Here is a 23,787-nt window from a genome sequence, read left to right on the forward strand (position 1 = left end):
TTTAATTTTGAAAATGTGCATAGAGCCTGCATAGATATTGGATCCATCGAGAGAGTGGATATTAGAAAAAGAAGACGATAATAAAAATTTGATGGCCGGTATCATCCCGGCCGCATCAGGTAAGATCAGTTTTTCGAAGAGTCCGTTACCGGGGCTACTTTCACCTTATTTTCGATGCCGAGATATTCGTTCAGGGATTTTATGGATATCTTGCTCTTGCCCATAGCGTTGATCGCCAGCGCTGAGGCCCTCGCGGCCTGTATGGTCGTAGCATACGGTATCTCATAATCCACTGCCGAGCGCCTTATGCGGGACCCGTCCTTCCTGGCAAGCTTTGATGTCGGCGTGTTGATGATAAGGTTTACTTTGCCCTGCCTGATAAGATCCAGGACGTTCAGGCCGCCCTCGTGTACCTTATTAAGCTTCGTCACGGGTATTCCGTGTAGCTCCAGATACTCTTTGGTGCCGTGGGTACCCAGAAGCTCGAGCCCGTTATCTCTCAGTATGCGGGCTATCTTCACCATTTCCGGCTTGTCCGCATCCCTGACCGAGATGAAAACTTTACCTTCCTGCGGCAGCGTGTTGAACGCTGAGACCTGTGCCTTGAAGAACGCCCTTCCGAAGTCTTTATCGATGCCCATGACCTCGCCTGTGGACTTCATCTCGGGGCCGAGTATCGGGTCGGCGCCGGGCAGCTTATCGAAGGGCAGCACGACTTCTTTAACGGATACATGTTTCGGCTTGGGCTCTTCAGTGTAGCCCATGTCAGTTAGCGAGCATCCTATGATCGCCTTTGCTGCTATCTTTGCGAGAGGCAGTCCTGTAGCCTTGCTGACGAACGGTATCGTGCGAGATGACCTCGGGTTCGCCTCAAGAACGAACACCTTGCCGTCCTTATATGCCATCTGTATGTTCATACATCCTATGACACGCAGCGATATGGCTATCTTTTTCACTATCTCCCTGACGCTATCCTGTATCTCTTTCGATAACGATTGCGGCGGTATTACGCATGCGGAGTCGCCCGAGTGAATGCCGGCCTCCTCTATGTGTTCCATTACGGCGCCTATGAGCACGTTCTTCCCGTCGCTCACCGCGTCGACATCTATCTCTACCGCACTTTCCAGGAAGTCATCTATCAGCACGGGGTGCTTTCTGCTTACCTTTACCGCCTCGGTCATATACCTTTCAAGGTCGGCGTCATCGTAGACGATCTCCATCGCCCTGCCTCCGAGCACGTATGAAGGTCTTACCAGGATCGGATATCCGATACGGTTTGCGCAAACCTTTGCCTCATCGAGCGAATATGCGATGCCGCTTTCAGGCTGAAGGATACCCATGTCTTTCATCATCTTGCTCCAGAGATCCCTGTCCTCGGCGATGTTCATGTCGTCCGGGCTCGTGCCTATGATGACGGTATCGATGTCCTTGCGGCGGTTAAGCTCCATCTGGAGGGGTATCGCGAGGTTTACGGATGTCTGGCCTCCGAACTGGACCATCACGCCGTATGGGCGCTCCTTCTCTATGATGTTCATCACGTGTTCTAGAGTTATAGGCTCGAAGAAGAGCTTGTCCGACGTATCAAAGTCGGTTGATACGGTCTCCGGGTTATTGTTAATGATGTGGGCCTCTATTCCAGACTCCCTTAGCGCCTGGACGGCATGCACAGTACAGTAGTCGAACTCTATGCCCTGGCCTATCCTTATCGGGCCTGCGCCTATGATCAGGACCTTTTTCTTATCCGAAGGGACCAGCTCGCATTCCTGCTCATAAGTAGAATAATAATAAGGCGTCTTTGCTTCGAACTCCGCAGCGCACGTATCCACCATCTTATATGTGGGGATGATGCCCATCTTACGGCGGGTATCGCCTATCTCTTCCGGGGTCGTCCCGCGAAGCTCTGCTATCCACTCGTCCGTGAAGCCCATGCGCTTTGCCTTCAGGAGAGTATCCTTATTCAATTCGCCGGACTTGAGCTGTTTTGCCATGTCCACGATGTTCTGGATCTTATTGATGAACCACGGATCAACGTTAGTAAGATCTGCTATCTCCCCAACGGAGAAAGCCCCGGTGAAGAGAGCCTTATAGATGACGAAAAGCCTTTCGTTGGTGGGGCGTTTCAGCAGGTCGGTCATCTCGTCCTTTGACCAGTCCCCGTATCCCCAGAACTCGCTGATGTCCAGTGAATTAAGGGCTTTCTGGATAGCCTCCTCGAACGTCCTGCCTATCGCCATGACCTCCCCGGTCGATTTCATCGACGTTCCAAGGTGCCTGTCAGCGGTCTTGAATTTATCGAAGGGCCATCTCGGGATCTTGGCCACGATATAGTCTATGGTCGGCTCGAACGAGGCCGGCGTCTCCATCGTGACCTTATTCTGGATCTCATCAAGGGACATGCCTATGGCTATCTTCGCGGCGATCCTGGCTATCGGATAGCCGGTAGCCTTGCTCGCAAGCGCAGATGACCTCGATACTCTCGGGTTGACCTCAACTATACGGTATTCGCTGTTGCGCCATGCGAACTGTATGTTGCATCCGCCCTCTATTCCGAGCGAACGTATGATCTTGATGGCTGCGGACCTCAATGTCTGGTGGTCTACGTCCGACAGCGTCTGTGACGGGGTCACCACTATCGACTCGCCCGTATGGATGCCCATCGGGTCGAAGTTCTCCATGTTACAGATAGTGATACAGGTATCGTAAGAGTCCCTCATGACCTCATACTCGAACTCCTTCCATCCGAGGATGCTTTCCTCCACGAGTATCTGCTTTATCCTTGAGCGCTTGATGCCGAGCTCGGCGATCTCCTTGAGCTCTTCTATCGTATGGGCAACGCCGCTCCCCGTACCGCCCAGCGTGAACGCTGACCTTATTATGAGCGGTAGCCCGAGCACGTCGACCACCTTAAGGGCTTCTTCCACGGTATGGCAAGCGTAGGATCTGGGCACCTTTTCGCCGATGGATTCCATTGCATGCTTGAACCTGTCCCTGTCCTCCGTATCGTATATCGCCTTAAGCGGAGTGCCCAGTAATTTAACGCCATACTTTTCCAGGACGCCCATTTCCGCAAGTTCGCTGGTGATGTTAAGGCCCGTCTGGCCTCCGAGGCCTGCTATGATGCCGTCCGGCCTCTCTTTCTCTATGATCTGGGCGACTACCTGGGGTGTGATAGGCTCTATGTATACCGAGTCCGCCATTTCGGGGTCGGTCATGATGGTCGCCGGGTTAGAGTTCACGAGGACTACCTCGATTCCTTCTTCCCTGAGCGAGCGGCAAGCCTGGCTTCCTGAGAAATCGAACTCGGCCGCCTGGCCGATGAGGATCGGGCCTGATCCGATCAGCAGTACTTTCTTTATGTCGGGTCTCTTAGGCATTCCAATCACCTATCTTTTTAACGAGCGTATCGAAGAACCAGTTAGAGTCGCGCGGCCCGGGGCTTGCCTCCGGGTGGTATTGCACGCTCCATAACTTAAGCTCGTCGTGTTTCATAGCCTCGACGGTGCCGTCGTTAGCGTTTACCTGTATGATCTCCATCCCGGTGCCGTCAATGGTCTCCGGGTCTACCGCATAGCCGTGGTTCTGGCTTGTGATATACACCTTTTTCGTCTCGAGGTCTATCACGGGCTGGTTAGCGCCTCTGTGCCCGAATTTCAGCTTATATGTGTTCGCCCCGAGCGCGAGGGACGCTATCTGGTGTCCCAGGCATATCCCGAATATTGGCAGCTGCCCGGAAAGTTTTTTGGTCACCTCTATGCCGTTCTTCGCGTCCTGCGGGTCTCCCGGCCCGTTTGAAAGCAGTATTGCGTCCGGGTCGTATTCCATTATTTTTTCGCATGATGTGTTCGCCGGCACTACCGCGACGTCCAGGTCCCTCTTTACGAGGTTCTGGATTATCTGGCGCTTTACACCGAAGTCCATTACGACGACCCTGGGGCCGCGGCCTTTTATCATATACGGCTCCTTACAGGTCACCTGCTCTACGAGCCCGGGGTTCGGTTTCTGGTTCCGCGCCAGCTCGCATGCCTTGTCGCCGTCGTCGCTTCCGACTATCAGGGCCGCGCGCATGGTCCCGTGCCTTCTCGTCTTTATTGTCAGCATACGGGTGTCCACATCCGAGATGCCGGAAGTGTTCTGGTCTACCAGGAATTCTTCAAGCGTTTTTTGAGATAGATAATGTGATGGCTTATCGCATCTTTCACGAATGACCAGGCCTTCCGCCTTGATGCCATTCGATTGAAAATTAGCCTCGTTGACTCCATAGTTGCCTATGAGCGGATACGTAAATAACAAGATCTGACCCTTGTAGGACGGATCGGTTAAGGCCTCTTCATAGCCCGTATACGGTGTCGCGAAAACAAGTTCACCGTACGTCACGCCCTCCTTTCCGAAGCCCTCTCCTACTACATAGGTCCCGTCTTCCAATCCTAATACTGCCTTCATTTATACCTTTGCTACATAACAGCATTTTAGTTATATATTTTACGATAACCGTTAAAAAATAAAAAATGAAATTGTTTATAAGGAGTTTAGGAGAATTCTATAAAAATTTTCTGATTATTTTACAATAGGATTGATATTACCCGAAAATTTTACAAAATGGAGTCTAATATGGCCCTTATTTTGAAAATGCCTATATGTTCCTGTTATTATGGGATTTAACCCCATAATTGGAGATAAACAGGTTTTATACCGCTAAATAAGTGCTACTGGTCTTTTATGGGAACACGAATATCATGTGGTCCTTGCATATTATTCGCTTATAAATGGTAATTAAGCGATTTTTTCTTAAGCCTATATTGAATAACCATAAATATCATGGCCCGATTATATTGAATATAGACGAGGACGCCGCGAATTTTCTGTCAATTTCCCGGACGTCCCAAAAGAAAGAGTATGAAATTAGATAAACATCAAATAGAACGCATTATCAAATGGAGTCGAGATTATGACTTTTGCTACTTTAAAAGAAGTCCTGGACAAAGCCAAGGCTGAGAAATACGCCGTAGGAGCGTTCAACATCAATAACCTGGAGATCACCAAGGCCATTGCAGGTGCGGCCAAGGCGGAGAGGTCTCCTGTGATACTGGCAGTATCCCCGAGCGCGATAAAATATGCGGGGATAGACTATATTTATGAGATAGCGTGCTGTGCGGCAAAGAACGCGAAAGTTCCCGTCGTGCTTCACCTTGACCACGGCACAAGCTTCGATGACTGCGTGAAGTGCATACGCAACGGCTGGTCGTCGGTAATGTATGACGGCTCCAAGCTGCCCCTGGAAGAGAACATAGCGATGACGAAGAAGATCGTTGAGTTCGCGCACGCAGCAGGTGTATCGGTCGAGGCGGAACTGGGAAGGCTGGCAGGCGTCGAAGGTCACGTGTCAGTATCGGAGAGAGATGCGATATTCACCAACCCGGACGAGGCGAAAATGTTCGTGGAGCAGACGGGAGTGGACGCTCTCGCAGTGGCCATAGGCACATCCCATGGAGCGTTTAAGTTCAAAGGCGAGGCCAACCTTGATTTCGAGAGGCTCGATAAGATACAAAAGCTCGTGAACATACCGATAGTGCTTCACGGAGCTTCGGGAGTCCCGAAGGAAGTCCTTGACAGGGCGGCAAAGTACGGGGCTAAGCTGCCCGGTGCAGCCGGAGTTCCGAACGACTCTATCCAGAAAGCCATAGGCCTGGGCGTCGCGAAGATCAATATTGACACTGACATAAGGCTGGCGATGACAGCCGCGATAAGAGAGGTCCTTGCTGAAAAGCCGGACGAGTTTGACCCGAGAAAGATCCTCGGCCCCGCAGAGGACGCCATGAGAGAGGTCGCCATAGGCAAGATGAGGCTCTTCGAAAGCTCGGGGAAGGCATAAGATAAGCTGAGAAGTGATGATCATGGCCGAGATAAAAAAGATAGGCATTTTAACGGGCGGAGGCGACTGCCCCGGACTGAACGCCGTCATCCGCGCCGTCGTATATAAGGCGAAGGAGTACGGATGGGACGTGCTCGGAGTGAAGTACGGATGGAAAGGCATGCTAAATGCTGACGCGTCACCGCTCGAGATAAAGGACGTGGAGAACATCCTGCCCATGGGCGGCACGATTTTGAAGACGTCAAGGACGAACCCGTTCAAGGTAGAGGGCGGCCCGGAAAAAGTGCTCGAGAACGCAAAGAAGATGGGTATCGATTGCCTTGTCGCCGTGGGCGGAGAGGATACTCTCGGCGTCGCTAACAAGCTCACGAAGATGGGATTGAACTGCGTGGGCGTGCCAAAGACTATCGACAATGACCTGGGCGCCACGGACTATACTTTCGGATACCAGACCGCGGTCCAGATAGCTTCGGACGCTATCGACAGGCTTCATACGACTGCCTGCAGCCATGACCGTGTCATAGTCTGCGAGATCATGGGAAGGCATGCCGGGTGGATGACCGTCGACGCGGGAATGGCGGGAAGCGCGCACTGGATATTCACGCCAGAGGTCAAAGGCAGCGTCGAGGACTGCTGTAACATGCTGCGCGAAAGAAGGGGACGCGGCGAGAACTATGCCATCATAGCCGTGGCCGAGGGCGCGTTATTCTCGGACTTCGACGTCGAGGCCGCATCCAGGGAGACTGACGCTTTCGGGCATGTAAAGCTCGGCGGAGTTGCCGAGGCGCTGGCGAAGGAGATCGAGAAGCGCACCAGATATGAGACAAGGCACGTCGTGCTGGGCCATACCCAGAGAGGCGGCACACCCATGGCATATGACCGTGTCCTTGGAACGAGGCTCGGGTACAAGGCCGCAGAAATGGTGAAGTCAGGCCAGTTCGCGATGATGGCAAGCCTCAGGGGAGAGAACATCGAGGCCGTGCCCATCGAAGAGGCGGTAAAGGAACTCAAGACCGTCCCCGAAAAGTATTACAATGTCACAAAGACGTTCTTCGGGTAATGCGGTATTTCCGCTAACCCGAATTATGATTTTTTAAAAAGTGACTGCCCTTTTCGCCGGTAAAAAACTCAATGAAGTCATGCGATTTTAGTTCGTGGCAATATAAGTGAATATTTATATGATTTAAGGTCAATCAAAATATTATGCCCTGTAACTACAGGAGACTCGATATCTTAATCATTATAATAATACTGACGTCATTCCTGCTCATGCCGGTAGCTTCGGCTGAGGAGAACAACATTCCTGCGGCGGGGTCACCTGACCTTTACTCGATAGAGAGGTATCAGTTACCCGAAAACGTCACTGCCGTAGACGCCATGACAGTCGACGCGCAGGGAAACGTGTGGTTCGCGGATAGCTCTATGCCGTGCCTGTTCAGGTTCGACCCCGTGCAAAGATCTTTTAACGGATATATGATGCCGCCAGCGGATAATACGAGGATAACAGGGCTTTATGCCGACGATGCGGGCTCGGTATGGTACGCTGACCGGGACGGAAATCGAGTGGGCCGGTTCTCTATCCCCGACGAGCGTTTTTACACATACAATTTCCCGGTGGACATCAAGCCTACTGACGTCGTTTATTTGAACGGCTTTCTCTGGATCGCATGTAAGGACGAGCTGGGAAGGCTGGACATATCCTCTAAGTTCCTAGTCGATCACTGGGTGAGCAAAAGAAGCTCTGACCTGTTCGAACTGCAGGCGGATAACGAGAGCAACATATGGTTCATAGAGTATAGCGCGGGAAAGGTAGGCGCATATCTCAAGGCGTACAATGGAGTGGCCGAATATGACATACCGGCAGAGGACCCATACCCGACAAGCATGGCACTCGATTCCAAAAGAAGACTGTGGTTCTCGGAAAGCGGGCCCGACAGGCTCGGTATGTTCGATACGTCGACCGAACAATTCGCGGAATACGATATGCCGGCGATCGGCAAAAAACCTGTGATAAATCGATTGACTGTGGACGGTAACGACCATGTGTGGTTAACTGACGTCGAGAATTCCAGGCTCATAAAATTCTTCCCGGACATACAGCGCTTCGCCGTGCTTGAGCTCAGCACGGAAAATAGCTACCCGACGCTGATAGAGTATGACGGGAAAGGCATCATATGGTTCATAGAAAGCGGCAGCAAAGTCCTGGCAAAGCTTCATGCGAGCCCTGAATACGGCCTTTCTGATCTGGTGCCATTACCGACCGTAACGCCTGAGCCCAGCCCTTCGCCCACGGTTAGCCCGACCGTAACTCCCGGGTTCGAATTTGTCGCTGCTTTGTTGGCTTTACTGGTCGCATTGAGAAAAAGGTCATAAGATCTTTGCGTCCACGACCACGTGCCAGACGCCTGGAGAGTATTTTTTTACTTTAATAGTTTCCAGGACCTCGATGCTGCGGCCCTGGCGCTCCGACTCGTCCCTGATATAGCCGATGGGACGGTCGAACATCAGCTTTTCAGGCGTCGTCTCATGATAATGCAGGATACCGCCGGGTTTCAGTGCCTTGATACCCCACGGAAGGAACTCTTGCGTCGTTCCGACGTAGCCCATTATCACCCTGTCGGCCTCTCCCTCCGGAGTGTTCTCCCTGCAATCCCCGTGCACCGGCTCCACGATGCCATCCACCCGGTTCAGCCTCGCGTTCTCGCAAAGGTAATGGTAGGATGCCGGATTGATCTCGATAGCCCTTATCTTACGGGGCTTTGCGTGGACCGCCATGGGCATCGTGAAATACCCGATGCCTGCGAACATATCGACGACATATTCGTCTTTGCCGACGGTGCTCATTCTCCTCCGCTCGTAAAAGTTGCCCTGCGAGTACATTATCCTGGCAACGTCAAGCTTAAAGACGACGTAGTTCTCTTTATGGTAGGTCTCCGTGCCGTCCCCTGCCATTATCTCGATGACAGGCTCGCGATACTCTCCGGCGATACGCTTCGTCTCGACGACCGTCTTGCACCTGGGATATAGCTCCAGCAGGGCCTCCGCTATAAGTTTCTTTTTTTTCTGGAGTTCGGGGGGGATATGGACAAGTATGACCTCGCCTATGATCTGCCACCCGCGGGGGACGGTATTTAGCTCTTCGGGAGTAAGCGAGCCGGATAAAAGAGTTACGAGAGGGCTGGAGGGTATCGGCCTCCCCCTGTTTTCGTTATACATCTTGGCATTATTCTTTCCCACGGTTTCCTCCGGGAAGCAGGAACACGTCGTTGTTTATTTTTACTACCCATATCTCGTCGCCGGGAGACCGTGTGAGGAATATAGGCTTTTTGATCGTCATGGGCTCATACGTCACAGGGTCAAGTATCTGTACGGAGTTGCCCTCTTCCGATACCAGCACCGTGCTCATCGCCTCTGACCTGTTCGACAGTTTTTCCAGCTTTACATCCTCGGGCGCCGATGTGGAATGCCCGCTGGACAGTTCGGTCCCCGATATGCGCTTTCCGACTTTTTCGACCAGGACGACCTTTCCATGCATATTCACGATGTCGCCGGCCACGATCTCCGGGATCCTCACCGCGAACGTTACCCTGTAAAGGTCTTTACCGTCCTTGGCTCCCACAAGCTTCGGGGATTCCAGGACCGTGCCTCCGAAATCGTCGACTATCGCCCTTGAGGCCTGCCTCGAGCAGTTTACCGAGCCCATATATACGTCCACGCCTTCGGGAAGGTCGAACTCGTCGGTGACGAAAGCCAGCCTGTCGCCTGCCTTCTCCGCTTTCTTTACGACGTCGTATATTATTTTTAAGGCCTTACCCATCTCTTTCTTTGTCGGGAACCTGTTTTGCGCCCTTACCTGAATGATCCCCTCGTAGTAGCCTCCGGCGATCCTCGAGCAAATGTCGCAGGTCTCTTTCCTCACCCGGACCTCTACCTCTTTTTCATCGCTCATATGCCTGCCAAGGACATAGGCTTCTGCCTGTACCCGTACTCTCAGAACATTGGGATTAATGAACTCCGGGAATATCTTTATCCGGGGGCTCTCCGCCTCCTTATTCATCTTGACGGCGAGATCGACTATCTTGATAGTAGCCTTTTTTACGAGGTCTTCATATGTTTCGAGCTTAGTGTCTATCCACTGCTCGCCCACTTTGTACGAAGGGCACTTGGCGCAGATCTTGACCTCGAGTACCTGCGGTACCTCAAATAACACGTGCTCTTCACGGAAACAGGCAGTACACAGCCCTTCAGCTTCCGTTTCCTTGCCGCATTTCGGGCAGAATAATCCTGATGTCATCGCTATTCAAACCCTAAAAAGTATCCATCATACAAATACGTTAGTGATGCGCCAAAAAATAGCGAAGTATTTTGGCGCATATAAAATTAAAAAAGGCTCAAAAACTTTTTACACGTCGCAGACCCTACCTGCTTTAGCCGGTACTCGCTCTCGTCGTCCGTAAACGCGCTCATAAGTGGCTCCATATCCTGCGCCCTGTCACCCGAGCAGAGAACGTTGTTCACGTACGCGCAGACCGAATTATATTTCGAAGCGATATTAACGAAGGTCCTGGCATTATCCCTTATAGCCATAAGCTTTGTGTTCAGCTTCTTATCGGTGATCGTTTTACCGTCGAAATCTTTGCCCTTTATCTCTTTTTCAAGCTTTCCGACATCCTCATCTGAAAGGAACGATACCATATATATGTCAAAATCAAACAACATTTTCTTGATCTCAGGCAGTGCTGCCTGGTATGCGGCACCCGGTCTCGCCCCCAGAAGTATCTGCGTTGACAGGAACTCAAGGAGCTCATCGTTGTATATAAACCTATAGTTCATCGTGCTCTTCGGTGCATCGACACTACAATTGGAATCCATATTCCCCAGCCTCAATATTTTTTATAATTACGGGATATAGTTTAACTCCCGGAATTGTAAGTAAAAGGTAAGAACTTGCAAATATTTAACCTAAGTGGTTTTAAAGAAAACATTTGATTTTTAAAGGTTTAATGTATATTACTTCATATACATATTAGTTTCTCTGGAAGATTTAGCCCTTAACCAGCAAAAAACCTTATTAATAGTCCGGTGGCACGGGTCATTCCCTGTGGATGTAATCGTCATATTTGTTATCAGACAGCTTAACGATGTGGAACCCCAGACGCTTGTTCTGTGTCCTCTCAAAAAGATCCGTATAGTATTTTAAAGTCCCGTAGATGCCGTCCTGTTCGAGCCTTCTTGATGACGTTATCACCTTTCGCCGGGACAGGTATTTGGTCCTGCCGATCTTCCTTAGCTTTATGCTCATGTCAAGGTCCTCAAGGTGACATATCCTGAACCCGCCAAGCTTTTCGAATACCTCGCGCCTGACGCACAGGTTGAACCCCGGCAATGTAGTGCCCCGAAAAATGCTTCTGGTCACATAATACGTATTGGTCACATATTCTGCGAACCGCAGCTTTGGGCTTCTATTGGTGAACTTGAAGGCACATGACATCGCTATGACCCGGTCGTCGGAAAAAGCGTCGTATATCACGTTCAGGTAATCCTGCAATAGCTCGGTATCGGAATCGATGAATATGAGGATATTACCTGATGCCAGTTTTGACCCCTCGTTCCTGGCCCTGGCTGTACCCCTTTCATTACATACTACTATCTTATCGGTATACTCTCTTGATATGGCCACCGTGCTGTCCGTGCTGCCGGAATCGGACACGATAAGCTCATAGGTATGCCCGGTTTTTTGTGCCTTTATCGAATCAAGGCATCTCCTGATCCTTTTTTCCTCGTTAAGAGCAGGGACTATAATCGAAAAATCCATATCGCCTGCCTCCATGGCGGTATAGGACTTAAACATATTTAAATCATATACCTTTATCATCGTCTTACCATAAAGTTTTTATAATTAGGTATACCTAAATATAGTGTCAGTATTAGGTTTACCTAATTATTTTAAGTTCAAAGTTCTGATACCTATGAAAAAAAATGTCGTTGAAGAGTACCTGGAGACCATCTTATACCTGACCAGAGACGGCAAGAAAGCCAAGACAAAGGATATAGCCGACATATTGAAGATAAAGCCTCCAAGCGTTACAGAGATGCTGTTGAAGCTGCAGGAAGAGGGATACGTCGATTATGAGCCTTATTCCGGAGCCTCGCTGACAGAAAAAGGCATGGAAAAAGGAATTAACATCGCGCGTAAGCATCAGCTCCTGGAAAAGTTTTTAGTGGATAATTTAGGCGTGGATGCTGACAGGGCTCACAGGGAAGCATGTGAAATGGAGCATGCAATATCCGATGCGACGACCGAGAAGCTCTGCGAATACCTCGGCCATCCCAGGTTCTGCCCTGACGAGAACCCGATAACAATGGGAGAATGCTGCGAGAAGGACAATGGTTCGATACCGCTCACGGACCTGAAAGAGGGCGAAATGGCCGTCATAAAGGTGGTCAGGATCGATGAGAACAATATCGGACAGCACCTTATGTCGCTGGGATTCCTGCCCGATGTAAGCATATGTATCAGAAAGAGGATACCGGCCAACGGCCTGCTTGTGAGGATAAAAGGGACGGAGATAGCCATTGGCAGGGACATAGCAGAAAAGATATTCGTTATTAAGGCCACGGCATGACACTGAACGATAGACCATTAAAAGTAGCTCTTATAGGCAACCCCAGTGTCGGTAAAAGCACGCTGTTCTCGAAACTGACTGGCATAGGGGTCATCATATCGAATTATCCGGGCACGACTATCGAAGTCGCCCGGGGACGTGTCAAACATGATGAGATCACCCTGGATATGTCCGATCTTCCCGGCGTGTACTCCATCGACACCATGAACCCGGAAGAAAAGACCGTCATTAATTTCTTAAATGACGAAAAGCCCGATGTCATCCTGAACGTCATAGATTCTACACGCCTGGAAAGAAACCTCTACCTGACGCTTGAGCTGCTTGAGCTCGATATTCCCGTCGTAGTTTGCCTTAACATGATCGACGAAGCGAACGCTTCAGGCATAGAGATAGATGTCGAAGGCCTGTCAAGGCTTTTAGGTGTGCCTGTAATACCTACCTCCGCATACAAAGGAACAGGCCTTGAAGAGCTGATGCATGTTTTCGCCCATCCCCAAAGCTCAAAAGATCACCGCCACGTAAGATATGACCGCCATATCGAGTCATATATCCATACCCTCCTGGCCATGGACAGGTCGCTGACAAGATTTGACACGATCGCGCTTTTATCCCGGGGCGACGAAGAAGCGCCGGTGAGACATTCACGCCACATGTTAAAACTTCGGGGCGGCAGGGGAAAAGGACGGGGAGGGCCGTGGAGAGGCCATGAGGGGCGGATAACTTCAGCCAGGGATCTGTTGGGGGAGTATAACTTACCCGGGGAAACCCTTCAAGAGTACCCGGAAGAACTGAGGACGTCCGCCGCGATAATGAGAAATGAGATAGAAAGGACGCATGATTCGCCCATAGCGGAGATAATGGCGAGCAACCGATACGGAGACGCAGGGCTCATATCAAAAAGCGTCATGCGTTACAGCCCCGACGTCCGTAAGAACATAGCTGAGAAGATCGACGATCTGCTAATGAATAACGTATCGGGTTTTCTGATACTTGCCGCAGTGATACTCTCGATGCTCTTGACTGTGTTTTATGTCGGCGGATTTTTAGAGGAACTGATAGTCGATAATTTTGATAAGCTCATCCTGGCGCCGGTAAAGGCGACCCTTGAGCCTTACCCGTTCATCCAGATCGTGGTGGAGTATACCCTGATAGGCATACAGGCAGGCCTCGGTATAGTGTTCCCGTACATCATGACGTTTTACGTGCTTATGTCAATACTGGAGAACTCGGGGTATCTTACCAGGGCAGCGTTCCTGCTCGATGAGATCATGCATAAGTTCAGGCTTCACGGCAGGGCGATGATACCGCTCATACTGGGTTTCGGCTGCAGCGTACCAGCCATCATGTCAACAAAGTCCCTTCAGACGCATCGTGAGAGAATAATCACCTCCACGCTGATATGCATGGTCCCGTGCTCTGCCAGAAGCATAGTGATACTGGGCCTTGTGGCAAGTTTCGTGTCGATATGGGCAGCGTTCTCGATATACCTGCTCCTCCTGGCGATAATCGTCGCCATCGGGTTCATACTCGGAAGAGTTGTCAAAGGTGAGGAAACGGGGTTCGTGCTGGAGATGGTTCCCCTGAGAGCCCCTGGTATCAATGATGTCGTCAACAAGACATGGATCCAGATGAAAGAGTTCATATACGTGGCCTTCCCGCTGCTGATAGCCGGAAGCGCAGTGCTGGGAGTGTTACAGTATGCGGGCATCCTTGAGATCGTGAACGGCCTGCTTTCGCCTCTGACGAGAACATGGCTCGGCCTGCCCGAGTATACGTCTACAGCGCTGATATTCGGGGTCCTGAGAAAAGAGATGGCTCTCGAAACTCTCGCCGTCATGGCCGGGACCGCATCTTTCGATACTGTCATGACCGGACTTCAGATGTACGTTTTCGCGGTCTTTACGACGATATACATGCCATGTATCGCTACGATGGCAATGCTCAACAGAGTGCTCGGATTAAAGGACACTGCCATTATCACGCTGTTCACAGTGATACTGGCTTTGCTGGTCAGCGGTATCATAGCCAACCTTGTGCCAGTGGTACAGGCGTTGATCTGAGCATTATTTTTTATCGGTACAAAAATTTAATGAATAATATTAATATATTATTATATGTGAGCATTCATGACCGATAAGAAAAAAGAAAAAGAGGTAAATGTCAACTCCCCGAACGTATCACCCGTCATTGTAATACCGTCACATGCTGAGTGCCGCCTTCCGGACGTGGGGGAATGCAGCCTTGACCATAAAGTGGCCCTTGGGCTTCAGATGGACGAGCATAATGAGAAAGAGATCGACGACCCGGAGTATATAAAAGCCATAGACCTTTACAATAAGGGCCGGCTGGACGATGCCAAAAAACATTTCGAGACCGTGCTGGCGAACAACCCGAACATCATAGAGGCACATCTCCTGCTGGGCGACATCTACGAGCGTAAAATGAAGTTCACGGATGCGATAAGAGAATATGACCATGTGCTGAAGCTAAAGCCCGACGATGAACTGACAAGGTTCAAACGCGATACTGCGGTAAAACAGAGGGCAAGGTACCTGGATAAGCCAGTCTGAACCGGGCGTTATAAAATTTTAGAGACGCTGGTAAGGCACAAAATTTTATTTTTAAAAATCCTCTGTGTTTTTGGGATGCTAACCATATTGAGCAATTAGGTTCGCCGGTAATACATTTTTACAGCTCAACGAGTTAATATAAAATCCAGAATGCAAATTTTCCTTTATATACTATTTTTCTATTACGTCTTTCTTTTCCGGGATCACGATCATGCCCTCGGAGTCGCCTACCTGAACGCATTTTCCTTCGTCATACAGCTTTGCCGTTAGCGCGGAAGCGCAGGCATCTATCTCATGCTGTGTAGAAGCCGCCTTACCGAACTCTTTCGAGGCATCGATCCCGAGGATACGCATGCTCGTGCGCGGATGAACTTCAATGACCTTAGTCCCCGACGCCTCAAGCTTTTCCCTGAGAGCTTTACCCCTTAACGTCAGCTGTTTCATAAAAGAGAAGCCCGGCGGGAACACTCGATATCCCATAGATATGAGCCTGCGGTCACATTCCCTTATCTTTCGCGTGCCGCAGCAGTCATCATTAAAACAGCAGCGCCCTGCCGGAAGTGTCAGCGGAGCGTCTATGGCGACGACTTTAGGAGCGGCACTTATAATAAAAGTAAAGATGGACGCGTCATCGTAGAGTGTCCTGCATTCAAACCTTCCGTCCCTGTAAATACAGACGCCTGTCTGGTTCTTTGGAAAGGAAGCCAGGTCTATCCCTGCATATGTGTTCATGAGCACGGTCAAGTGTATACGGAATATGTTTTTCTTATATAAATGTCCGGGTTATAGAACTCCCGGTATTCTCCCCACTCGATCCTTGCTTCCACGTATACTGACGAAGCGCCGCTATGTACAGGGGTGCGGATGGATATCCATTTGCGTTCCCCTCGTCCAAGGTCGCCGATCTTTTCCTCATGTATGACAAGGGTATCGCTCCTCTGGGCATCCACGACCTTGAGGATGACTATCACGTTCTTAGCCGTCTCTATGCCGTCGTTAGCGACAATGACCGTCACGTTCTCACTCTGTCCGTTCAAGGTCTTGTCCCAGCTAAATCCCTTATAATCGGGGAGCGGAATGACCTTTACGTCATCGCTCTGCTGCTTGGTTATGATTATCGGCGAAGGAATAGCGGTAGGCATCGGGGTCGGGGTCGGAGCTATCGTGGGCGCTGGCGCCAGTGTCGGAGCAGGCTCCACCCCGCCGAACGGTAAAATATCACTTGAGCATATACAGCCGCCGATCGATATCGTCGCGGCCAGCAGGATGAGCGGTATCATGATGCCGGATAATTTTCTCATATAAAACCCCACAATTTATGATTGGCCATGATTTGTATAGCAAGAGTCATCTTCAAGATATAAATATTATGTTTTATAGCCTGCGATAATACTTATGATTTGTTCGATCGAACAAATCTTCCGTAGCATAAAAATGATAACCGGTCAGCGCATAGAATAGTACCATCACAGAATCTCCGGGCTTACGAAATGATTATAAAACGGAAGAGCCCTGAGTTAATAATTACAGTGAAGATAGGGGAACAATATGTCAGAAATCAAGAACCGCGCGAAATTCGGCATACCTGACATCGACAGTGCTCTGGATGGAGGCATACCGAGAGGATCGTTGATCCTCCTGGAGGAGGATACGGGTGCTAAGTCACATATCCTGCAGAGTAAGTTCGTCGCCGAAGGGCTGTTGAACGATGAGTATTGTTATATCTTTAACATGGAACATCCGCCTCATGCGATAGTCAACTCGATGAACGCTTTTGGGCTTGAGCCGGAGGAGCTTATGTCGAACGGCCAGTTCATAATCATAGACGGCTTTACGGACGCGTTCGGATGGGGAGAGTTCACGTCGAAGTGGAAATATGTATGCCACGACCTCACTAACCTGAAGGAAGTGAACGACGTCGTAAAGGCGGCAACCGCAGCCGTAGAACCGTACAATAACATGCGCGGGATCGTGGACTCGCTCACAACGCTGTTCCTGGCCAACGATTCCGAGAGGGCCGTGCTCAACTACATACACCACCAGATGGCGACGCAGAAAAACTACGGCATAACCTCGATGTACACGATACACATGGGCGCCCACAGGCCGGAGCTTGTAAAGGCCCTTGAACATATTGTGGACGGCGTCATATGGGTATGTAAGGTCGAAGTGGACGGGGAGCCGCGCGACATGATACAGATCAAGAAGCTCAGGGACTCTAAGTTCTCGGCGCGTAAGTACTTCTTTAACGTTGAAGATGAGACCGCGACCCTGGAAGAGATAAAAAAGAGATGAACACAGACAGGCGGACATAGCAGAGGGCAATGAGAGTCGTTTTCCTGGGTACCAACGGCTGGTACGACACCAAGACCGGTAATACCTTATGCACATTGATAGAGGCCGGAGATAAGTTCATAGTCCTGGACGCGGGAAACGGCATTCATAAGCTGAACAGGCATATACCGAGGGAAGACGCCCGCCAGACTTTTCTTTTTCTTAGCCATTTTCATCTTGACCATGTCGAGGGTTTGCATACCCTTAATAAGTCAAGGTTAAGCAAGGGGCTCAAGATATACGGGCAGGAAGGCACAAGGAGCATATTGAATTATTTGATGAACGATCCCTTCAGCGTGCCCCTATCAGATATGCCTTATCCCGTCAGTATAAACGAGCTGCCGGAAAACAGGCATGATGTCCCGTTCCTGGAGGATTTCAGGTTTCTCCTTCACTCGTCAAGATGCCTCGGATATCGGTTCAACATAGAAGGGAAGATAGTCGCCTATTGCACTGATACCGGAATATGTGATAACCTGATAGAGTTGGCAAAGGACGCCGACCTGCTTATCACCGAATGCTCTTTTCGTTTCGGCCAGCATAGCGACCACTGGCCTCACTTGAACCCTGTCGACGCTGTAAATGTCGCGAAAAAAGCTAACGTCAAAAAAATGGCGCTCGTGCATTTCGACGCGAACAGGTACCCTGAGCTGGAGAACAGGAAAGAGGTCTATGACCGCATGATAAAAGAGTTCGACGGCCTGATCGTGTCATATGATGATATGGAAATAGAGATATAAGGCACAGAGATATCCCCGGCACAACCGGATATGTTCGGCCTCATAATTTCTGGTTTTTTGGCGTAAAAAAATTTAGGCGTTTTATGAATCATTAACGAAATGTCAAATCTATCATATCTAGTCTTGCTCAGCCCATCCGCCCATTAAGGTCTTAAAGATGTCCCTGCTTGTTTCCAGATATTGTCGGTTCCTTGTGAAAACTTCGAAGGTAACCGTCTCTTTATACCCGGCATCCTTTAAAGAGCCTACGACCTTTGGCCAGTCTATGTTGCCCATGCCGAGAGCAAGATGCAGGTCACCGTCGACATTGTGGCCACCCTTGTTGTCATGGGCGTGGACATGGTACAGCCGGTCCTTGAACGTCTCAATGAAAGCATAAATGTTCGACCCGTCTTTACATAAAAGATTTGCATGCCCGATATCGAGATGGAACTTAGCCCTTGGCTCCAGCTCAAATAAAGCCTTCATGTCGTCAACGCCCTGGTCCACGTTCTCGACCGTGATGGCGATGCCCGACTTCTCCGCGCGGTCGCATAATATGCTCAGGGAGCCTGCCATGTTCTTAATTATCTCTTTTTTATCGTACAGCCCGAACCTGGTATGCATGTGTACCGTGACAAGACGCGCCTCAATGCTTTCCGCAAAGTCTATCACTTTCATGACCTCGCCCACGGTAGCACCCCTGATCTTTTCATAAGGGTTGCCGATATTCCATCCCCACGGGGTATGGCAGGTAAAGAACAGGCCTAGCTCGTTTTTGAGCCGGTTTATCTCCGGGACCTTTGGCTCGAGGTTCTCGAGCGTATATTTTGGTCCTTCAACGCTTATCTCGACAAAGTCGAATTTGACATTGTCCGCATAATGGATCTCCTGAATGACATCGCCCCGGGGGTCGGCAAGGGTTCCAAGGTACATGATGAATTGTCTTTATTTGAAAGTATTAATTTTTACCCATATACCAGCGATATCGGGGTTGATTATAATATACATCAAAATAAAATATGAATTGGAGGATCTTTATGGCTAATCTAGGTAATCTGAAGATCCAGCTTGTGGCAGCGGAGAGAAATTTCAGGGATGAGGAGCTGTTCGTGCCGGAGAACGTCTTTTCTGATGCGGGGGCGTTCGTGTCTATCGCCAGCAACACGACAAAGACGATAACCGGTATGCTGGGCGGTACGGTGCACCCTGACACGAAGATCGAGGATATAGTGGTCGACGACCTTGATGCTCTAGTCATAGCTGGCGGCAGCGGTTCTCCCAGGTACCTATGGGACAATGAGGCATTGCTGGAAAAGGTCAGGGACGCGCATAAGAAAGGTAAGATCATAGGAGCTATTTGTCTGTCGGGTGCCATACTGGCACAGGCAGGGATACTCAAAGGTAAAAGAGGGACAGTGTTCCCTACAGAGGACGCTATAAGCATACTGAACAGGAACGGCGTGACTTATGTCAACCAGGGGGTCGTGGTGAGCGATAATATCGTGACTGCCCAGGGCCCTGAGAATGCAAAGGAGTTCGCACAGGCAGTACTGAGCCTTGTAAGGCCTCGTATCGTATCGGTCGGGTGATCCGGTCGCGGTTTTTGATAAGGATCTCCGGTTAAAGACCGGATTAAATTTGTGCGGGCGTTTAACGCATAGGGGAGTGACCGGTTAATTCATAATCTTATTTTATCTATTTTTTACCACAAAGCACACAAAGGCGAAAAAGGTCCACAATTTTTTTTTAAATAAGCTAACCTTCTTAAAAAAGTCCTTTGGTACCCTTGTGCCCCTTTGTGTCCCTTGTGATGGACTTTATCAAAGATGTGAATGACGTATGGGACGGGATACTTATCATATGTGAGGCGATAGCTCGTTATACCGGTCATATATGATATTTTTAAAATTTTTTGGTTTTCGCCGTATGCGGGACGCGGTCTCTTCGTCGCCCAGGTATTCGATCCATGAGGCGACCCATATGGCCTCTCTTTCGGTAAACGCCACAAGATAGTCCTTCAAGTCCTGAAAGTCCTTTAAAGGCTTTCCGTTAAAGATATAAGGATTTTTATCCTCAGGCTTAAATAGCATGCTCGCGATCGATTCGAGCTTAACTTTATCATAGTGTTCTTTCGATACTGCACCCGGATTTACTTTTCCGGACATTTTCCTGACCGTGATCTGGCTCTCCCGCATATCGATCCCTTTAGTATTTATAAGAGTTCACAAGTCCTTCGTATATCTGTAGTGTCTCTCTGGTAGCCTTTTCCCAGGTAAAGTATTTTAAAACACGGTCTCGGGCGTTCCGGCCCCAGGCCATTGCCTCCTCATCGTCAATTAAAACCTGCTTGACACCCCAGGCTATGTCAACAGGATCCTTCCCGTTCACGTGTATTCCGGTCTTGCCTGGCCCTGAGCTAATTACCTGTTCCCTGAACCCTGAGACCCCGCTCGCGCCTACGACTATGGGCTTTTCCATGGCCATGGCCTCAAGGCTGACGATCCCGAAAGGCTCATAGACTGAAGGGAACACGCAAAGGTCGGATGCGGCATAATGGACAATGCGCTCATGCTCCGGGACAAATTCATACCTGCATATCACGTTATCCTCGATGCCCAGCCTCTTCACAAGGCTGCGTATGTCATACTCTTCGTCCCCCGTGCCCAGTATGACGAGCTTGACCTTCGGGTAAGTCTCGATTATCGAAGGCATCGCCTGGACCAGGTTCATAATGCCTTTGACCCAGTTGAGCCTTCCCACAAAAAGCATCATTTTTTCATCGTCGGCTATGCCGTACCTTAATCTCAACGCGGCTTTTTCCACGTCGTCTATTTTTGAAGGGTCGTAGATATCCGGATCTATGCCGTTCCATACTACGAATATCTTTTCGCCCGGCCACCCGTGGTTTTCCAGGTCTTCCTTCATCGCATAGCTGACTGTGATCACACGGTCCGCGACGGACGCCAGATGATACTCTATGTCGTTGACCACTTTACTGCCCTGTCCCTTGCTGCGCCTCGTCTCTATGGAGTGTACATGGAATACAAGCGGCAGGTTGAGTTCGCTCTTTATCATGGAGCCGGCCATGCCCCCGAGCCAGTCATGTACGCAGATCATGTCGAACGTCTTTTTTTTCCTGCGTATCTGTTCGTTAACGAATTTGTTAGTGCACATGATATCGTTGACGAATATGGAACTGAAGAACCTCAGCCCGTCTCCCCATGACTGAAGATCGTTACCGACGAATATGCGCAAGACGCTGGAAGCGTCGATCCCGAGGGGCCTGTTGACCTCCACCCCGTCTATGACCTCGCTTGTCTTCAGTGACCCTGTGTTCGTGGTAAATACGGATACTTCATGGCCCATGTTAACCATATATTTCGTTATATATTGCGCGTATACGCCGAGCCCCCCGATTATCCTTGGAGGGTATTCCCAGACAAAAAAACCGATTTTCATAAACTAAGTTATAATATAATACTGATTATATAAAATATATTGCAAAAAATATGTTCGATGCGGCGGCATCATGATATAATTATTCACTTTTATTGCCGTGGTGATCCATCGGATAAAAATGAAAATAGCCTCATTATTTTGACATGGCTTTTAAATGAGCGGTGACCTTCGTCAAATCTCACGGAGAGACCTGGCTGCGTCCTCCGGGGGCACCGAGTTTATGTTCATGCCCGTATTCAGCTCGAAGCCGGCGAGCATGCCGAGCTTTGGACAGATGCGTATATGCATGTGCATATCCTCCGAGACCGACTGCATAAAACAGTAATTATACGGAGGGTCGGACAACAGCCTGTATAGCCTTGACAGCACATCCCTCATGGCGATGGCGAAGTCATCCCTTTCCTCCACGGTCAATTCCGATATGTTCTTTCGAGGCTTCCTGGGGAACACCCATATTTCATATGGAAAGCTTGACGCATATGGCGCAAATGCGAGGGTATGTTCGGTCGTAAGCACAAGCCTCGGCGAGTTTTCCTCTTTTACCATGATCTTTGTATAGTCCTTGTCGAACTGGTCCCTGATCATTCCCGGCACTACCGGTAACGTAATAAGCTGCGAATGAGGGTGTGACAGGGATGCGCCGGCATCCTTGCCGTGGTTCCTGAAGATCGATACATACCTGACGAACGGCAGGCGCGAGACTTCAATGAACCTATCGCTGTAAGCCTGAAAAAGCAATTTTATCTCATCGTCGGACATAAATTGAGGCTGACGCCCATGTTCGGGCGATTCTACTATCACCTCATGCACTCCTGACGCCACCATTTCCTCATACTGTCCTGACTCAGGGTCCTCGGGTTTTACGGCAGGATAAAGGTTAGGTATCACTCTCACCAGCCAGTCGCTCCTTCTTGGCTTTCCATCAATATCCGCATCCTGGCATATCCCGACAGTCGATGAGTAATATATAGTCTTACCCGGTGGTGTAAGGTGCTCGTTACCGGCGCAAAAAGCGCAGGCCTGGCAGGCGTTACCTTCATCTGACACCGTTTTCCCGCATGCCGGACATTTTATTTTATTGGCGGCGGACGGCTTTTCCTTAATAAAATCCGTCGGCCTCTTGGCCCTTTCAGTGGCGATTATCACCCGGTGATCGGTAAAATAGTCCCGCCGTATTTTATTCATGATTACATTTTAGCTATATGTTAAAATATATTTTTTTAATTCCCGGGAGTATATCCGGATATAACTATAATAGTTCCGGGAACGTAAAGATTAATAAAGTTGAAATAAAAATTATATATGTGATGTGCTATCATATAGCATACTAATATTGATACAATATTGTAAAGGTGTAAAAGAATGGAAGGCCATGCGATAGCGTTCGGTGCGGGTACCGTGATAAACGCCATAGCGAACTGGAAAGGCAGCGCTTTTGGTATCGAGCTGAAGACTGAGGCTACAGTGGAAATAAAGGGCGACCTCATAGAAGGAGAGATAGCCGGGGGAGGAGATACGAGGCTTATAGAAAGAGCGTGCGAGATCGTCCTCGAAAAGTTCGATATAGATTCGGGCGCAAAAATAGTGACATCCAGCGAGGTCCCTCTGGCAAGCGGCCTGAAATCCTCCAGCGCCGCCGCCAACGCCACCGTACTGGCGACCCTCAGGGCGATAAGAAGGGATATGGACCCGCTTGAGGCCGTGAAGCTCGGCGTCAGGGCTGCGCTTGATACGGGCGTATCGATCACCGGGGCGTTCGACGATGCCTGCGCGTCGATGTTCGGGGGCGTCGTGATGACGGATAACAGGGAAATGGAGCTTTTAAAAAGAGAGGAGATCAACTCGGACGTCGTCATATACGTCCCGGACAAAAAGGCTTTCTCCGCAGACACGGACATAAGACGCTCCAGGCTCATAGCTCCCTGGGTGGGCATCGCTTTTGACCTTGCCTTAGAGGGATATTACCGGAAGGCTATGACGCTGAACGGCCTGCTGTATTCCCAGGCGCTTGGTTTCGATTCCGGTCCGGTGTTCGATGCGCTTGAGCTTGGAATAAAAGGAGTAAGCCTTTCGGGGACCGGTCCGTCGATCGTGGCCCTCACTTCCGGGGAAGAGACTGACAGGCTAAGATCTGCCTGGTCCGCTTACCCGGGCAGTATCATCGTGACGGCTGTGAACAATAAGGGTGCATTTACATTTGAATGATC

22 protein-coding genes are annotated in these 23,787 nt (G+C 49.8%); 10 read left to right on the top strand and 12 right to left on the bottom strand.

The genetic code is table 11. The annotated features are described in order from the left end of the window. Positions 1–125: 125 nt before the first annotated feature. Both carB and carA read right to left on the bottom strand, forming a co-directional pair. A complete protein-coding gene (carB, locus tag CUJ83_RS06530) occupies positions 126–3,374 on the bottom strand; it encodes a carbamoyl-phosphate synthase large subunit (protein ID WP_230741482.1) in 3,249 nt (1,082 codons plus the stop codon). After that, on the bottom strand, positions 3,367–4,440 hold the full coding sequence (carA, locus tag CUJ83_RS06535; RefSeq protein ID WP_230741483.1) for a glutamine-hydrolyzing carbamoyl-phosphate synthase small subunit: 1,074 nt from the start codon (positions 4,438–4,440) through the stop codon (positions 3,367–3,369). Before carA ends, carB begins: the two co-directional genes overlap by 8 nt. A gap of 505 nt (positions 4,441–4,945) precedes the next feature. Here carA and CUJ83_RS06540 point away from each other — a divergent pair. From CUJ83_RS06540 to CUJ83_RS06550, 3 genes are all read left to right on the top strand, one after another. Then, on the top strand, positions 4,946–5,869 hold the full coding sequence (locus CUJ83_RS06540) for a class II fructose-bisphosphate aldolase (protein WP_230741484.1): 924 nt from the start codon (positions 4,946–4,948) through the stop codon (positions 5,867–5,869). 22 nt (positions 5,870–5,891) lie between these two features. After that, complete coding sequence (locus CUJ83_RS06545; protein ID WP_230741485.1) at positions 5,892–6,929, top strand: 6-phosphofructokinase; 1,038 nt, start codon at positions 5,892–5,894, stop codon at positions 6,927–6,929. Between the two features lie 209 nt (positions 6,930–7,138). Then, complete coding sequence (locus CUJ83_RS06550) at positions 7,139–8,242, top strand: Vgb family protein (RefSeq protein WP_230741486.1); 1,104 nt, start codon at positions 7,139–7,141, stop codon at positions 8,240–8,242. Here the strand turns inward: CUJ83_RS06550 and CUJ83_RS06555 are convergent. The 4 genes from CUJ83_RS06555 to CUJ83_RS06570 form a co-directional block, all read right to left on the bottom strand. Next, on the bottom strand, positions 8,237–9,106 hold the full coding sequence (locus tag CUJ83_RS06555) for a class I SAM-dependent methyltransferase (RefSeq protein ID WP_230741487.1): 870 nt from the start codon (positions 9,104–9,106) through the stop codon (positions 8,237–8,239). The two genes, CUJ83_RS06550 and CUJ83_RS06555, sit on opposite strands and share 6 nt — an antisense overlap. Beyond that, on the bottom strand, positions 9,093–10,163 hold the full coding sequence (locus CUJ83_RS06560; RefSeq protein ID WP_230741488.1) for a 60S ribosomal export protein NMD3: 1,071 nt from the start codon (positions 10,161–10,163) through the stop codon (positions 9,093–9,095). Before CUJ83_RS06560 ends, CUJ83_RS06555 begins: the two co-directional genes overlap by 14 nt. 86 nt (positions 10,164–10,249) lie before the next feature. Further along, positions 10,250–10,741 carry a DUF4403 family protein gene (locus CUJ83_RS06565; RefSeq protein ID WP_230741489.1) on the bottom strand — a complete coding sequence of 164 codons (492 nt, stop codon included), beginning with the start codon at positions 10,739–10,741 and terminating at the stop codon, positions 10,250–10,252. A gap of 220 nt (positions 10,742–10,961) precedes the next feature. Beyond that, positions 10,962–11,684 (bottom strand): glycosyltransferase, encoded by a 723-nt coding sequence (locus CUJ83_RS06570; protein WP_230741490.1) that lies wholly within the window; start codon positions 11,682–11,684, stop codon positions 10,962–10,964. A 154-nt stretch (positions 11,685–11,838) separates the two neighbouring features. Between CUJ83_RS06570 and CUJ83_RS06575 the strand changes: the two genes are divergently transcribed. The 3 genes from CUJ83_RS06575 to CUJ83_RS06585 all read left to right on the top strand — a co-directional run bounded on the left by CUJ83_RS06575 (position 11,839) and on the right by CUJ83_RS06585 (position 15,065). Further along, positions 11,839–12,495, top strand: coding sequence for a metal-dependent transcriptional regulator (locus CUJ83_RS06575; RefSeq protein WP_230741491.1), 657 nt, complete (start codon positions 11,839–11,841; stop codon positions 12,493–12,495). Beyond that, positions 12,492–14,555 carry a ferrous iron transporter B gene (gene feoB, locus CUJ83_RS06580; RefSeq protein ID WP_230741492.1) on the top strand — a complete coding sequence of 688 codons (2,064 nt, stop codon included), beginning with the start codon at positions 12,492–12,494 and terminating at the stop codon, positions 14,553–14,555. Before CUJ83_RS06575 ends, feoB begins: the two co-directional genes overlap by 4 nt. 66 nt (positions 14,556–14,621) lie before the next feature. After that, positions 14,622–15,065: a tetratricopeptide repeat protein gene (locus CUJ83_RS06585; RefSeq protein WP_230741493.1), complete on the top strand. Its 444-nt coding sequence runs from the start codon at positions 14,622–14,624 to the stop codon at positions 15,063–15,065. A 171-nt stretch (positions 15,066–15,236) separates the two neighbouring features. Here the strand turns inward: CUJ83_RS06585 and CUJ83_RS06590 are convergent, their stop codons facing one another. Next, entirely contained in the window at positions 15,237–15,803 is a 567-nt protein-coding gene (locus tag CUJ83_RS06590) for a DUF429 domain-containing protein (protein ID WP_230741567.1), read from the bottom strand. Positions 15,804–15,805: 2 nt separating this feature from the next. Next, the gene (locus CUJ83_RS06595) at positions 15,806–16,366 is read right to left on the bottom strand and encodes a hypothetical protein (RefSeq protein ID WP_230741494.1); all 561 of its coding nucleotides are present in this window, start codon (positions 16,364–16,366) and stop codon (positions 15,806–15,808) included. 247 nt (positions 16,367–16,613) lie between these two features. Between CUJ83_RS06595 and CUJ83_RS06600 the strand changes: the two genes are divergently transcribed. Together CUJ83_RS06600 and CUJ83_RS06605 are read left to right on the top strand one after the other, a co-directional pair. Then, entirely contained in the window at positions 16,614–17,360 is a 747-nt protein-coding gene (locus tag CUJ83_RS06600) for an RAD55 family ATPase (RefSeq protein WP_230741495.1), read from the top strand. Between the two features lie 29 nt (positions 17,361–17,389). Continuing rightward, entirely contained in the window at positions 17,390–18,139 is a 750-nt protein-coding gene (locus tag CUJ83_RS06605; protein ID WP_230741496.1) for an MBL fold metallo-hydrolase, read from the top strand. Positions 18,140–18,256: 117 nt separating this feature from the next. Here the strand turns inward: CUJ83_RS06605 and CUJ83_RS06610 are convergent, their stop codons facing one another. Further along, positions 18,257–19,054 (bottom strand): sugar phosphate isomerase/epimerase family protein, encoded by a 798-nt coding sequence (locus tag CUJ83_RS06610; protein WP_230741497.1) that lies wholly within the window; start codon positions 19,052–19,054, stop codon positions 18,257–18,259. Between the two features lie 104 nt (positions 19,055–19,158). On the opposite strand from CUJ83_RS06610, the gene CUJ83_RS06615 reads away from it, so the two are divergent. Then, complete coding sequence (locus CUJ83_RS06615) at positions 19,159–19,710, top strand: DJ-1/PfpI family protein (RefSeq protein WP_230741498.1); 552 nt, start codon at positions 19,159–19,161, stop codon at positions 19,708–19,710. 267 nt (positions 19,711–19,977) lie between these two features. Here CUJ83_RS06615 and CUJ83_RS06620 read toward each other — a convergent pair whose 3' ends face one another. From CUJ83_RS06620 to CUJ83_RS06630, 3 genes are all read right to left on the bottom strand, one after another. Further along, positions 19,978–20,316 (bottom strand): hypothetical protein, encoded by a 339-nt coding sequence (locus tag CUJ83_RS06620; RefSeq protein WP_230741499.1) that lies wholly within the window; start codon positions 20,314–20,316, stop codon positions 19,978–19,980. A 10-nt stretch (positions 20,317–20,326) separates the two neighbouring features. Then, entirely contained in the window at positions 20,327–21,580 is a 1,254-nt protein-coding gene (locus tag CUJ83_RS06625; protein ID WP_230741500.1) for a glycosyltransferase family 4 protein, read from the bottom strand. A 171-nt stretch (positions 21,581–21,751) separates the two neighbouring features. Then, positions 21,752–22,765 carry a galactose-1-phosphate uridylyltransferase gene (locus tag CUJ83_RS06630; RefSeq protein WP_230741501.1) on the bottom strand — a complete coding sequence of 338 codons (1,014 nt, stop codon included), beginning with the start codon at positions 22,763–22,765 and terminating at the stop codon, positions 21,752–21,754. Positions 22,766–22,942: 177 nt separating this feature from the next. Here CUJ83_RS06630 and CUJ83_RS06635 point away from each other — a divergent pair, with 177 nt between their 5' ends. After that, positions 22,943–23,785 (top strand): shikimate kinase, encoded by an 843-nt coding sequence (locus CUJ83_RS06635; RefSeq protein ID WP_230741502.1) that lies wholly within the window; start codon positions 22,943–22,945, stop codon positions 23,783–23,785. Positions 23,786–23,787 lie beyond the last annotated feature (2 nt).

The organism is Methanooceanicella nereidis (assembly GCF_021023085.1).
Classification (GTDB): Archaea; Halobacteriota; Methanocellia; order Methanocellales; family Methanocellaceae; genus Methanooceanicella; species Methanooceanicella nereidis.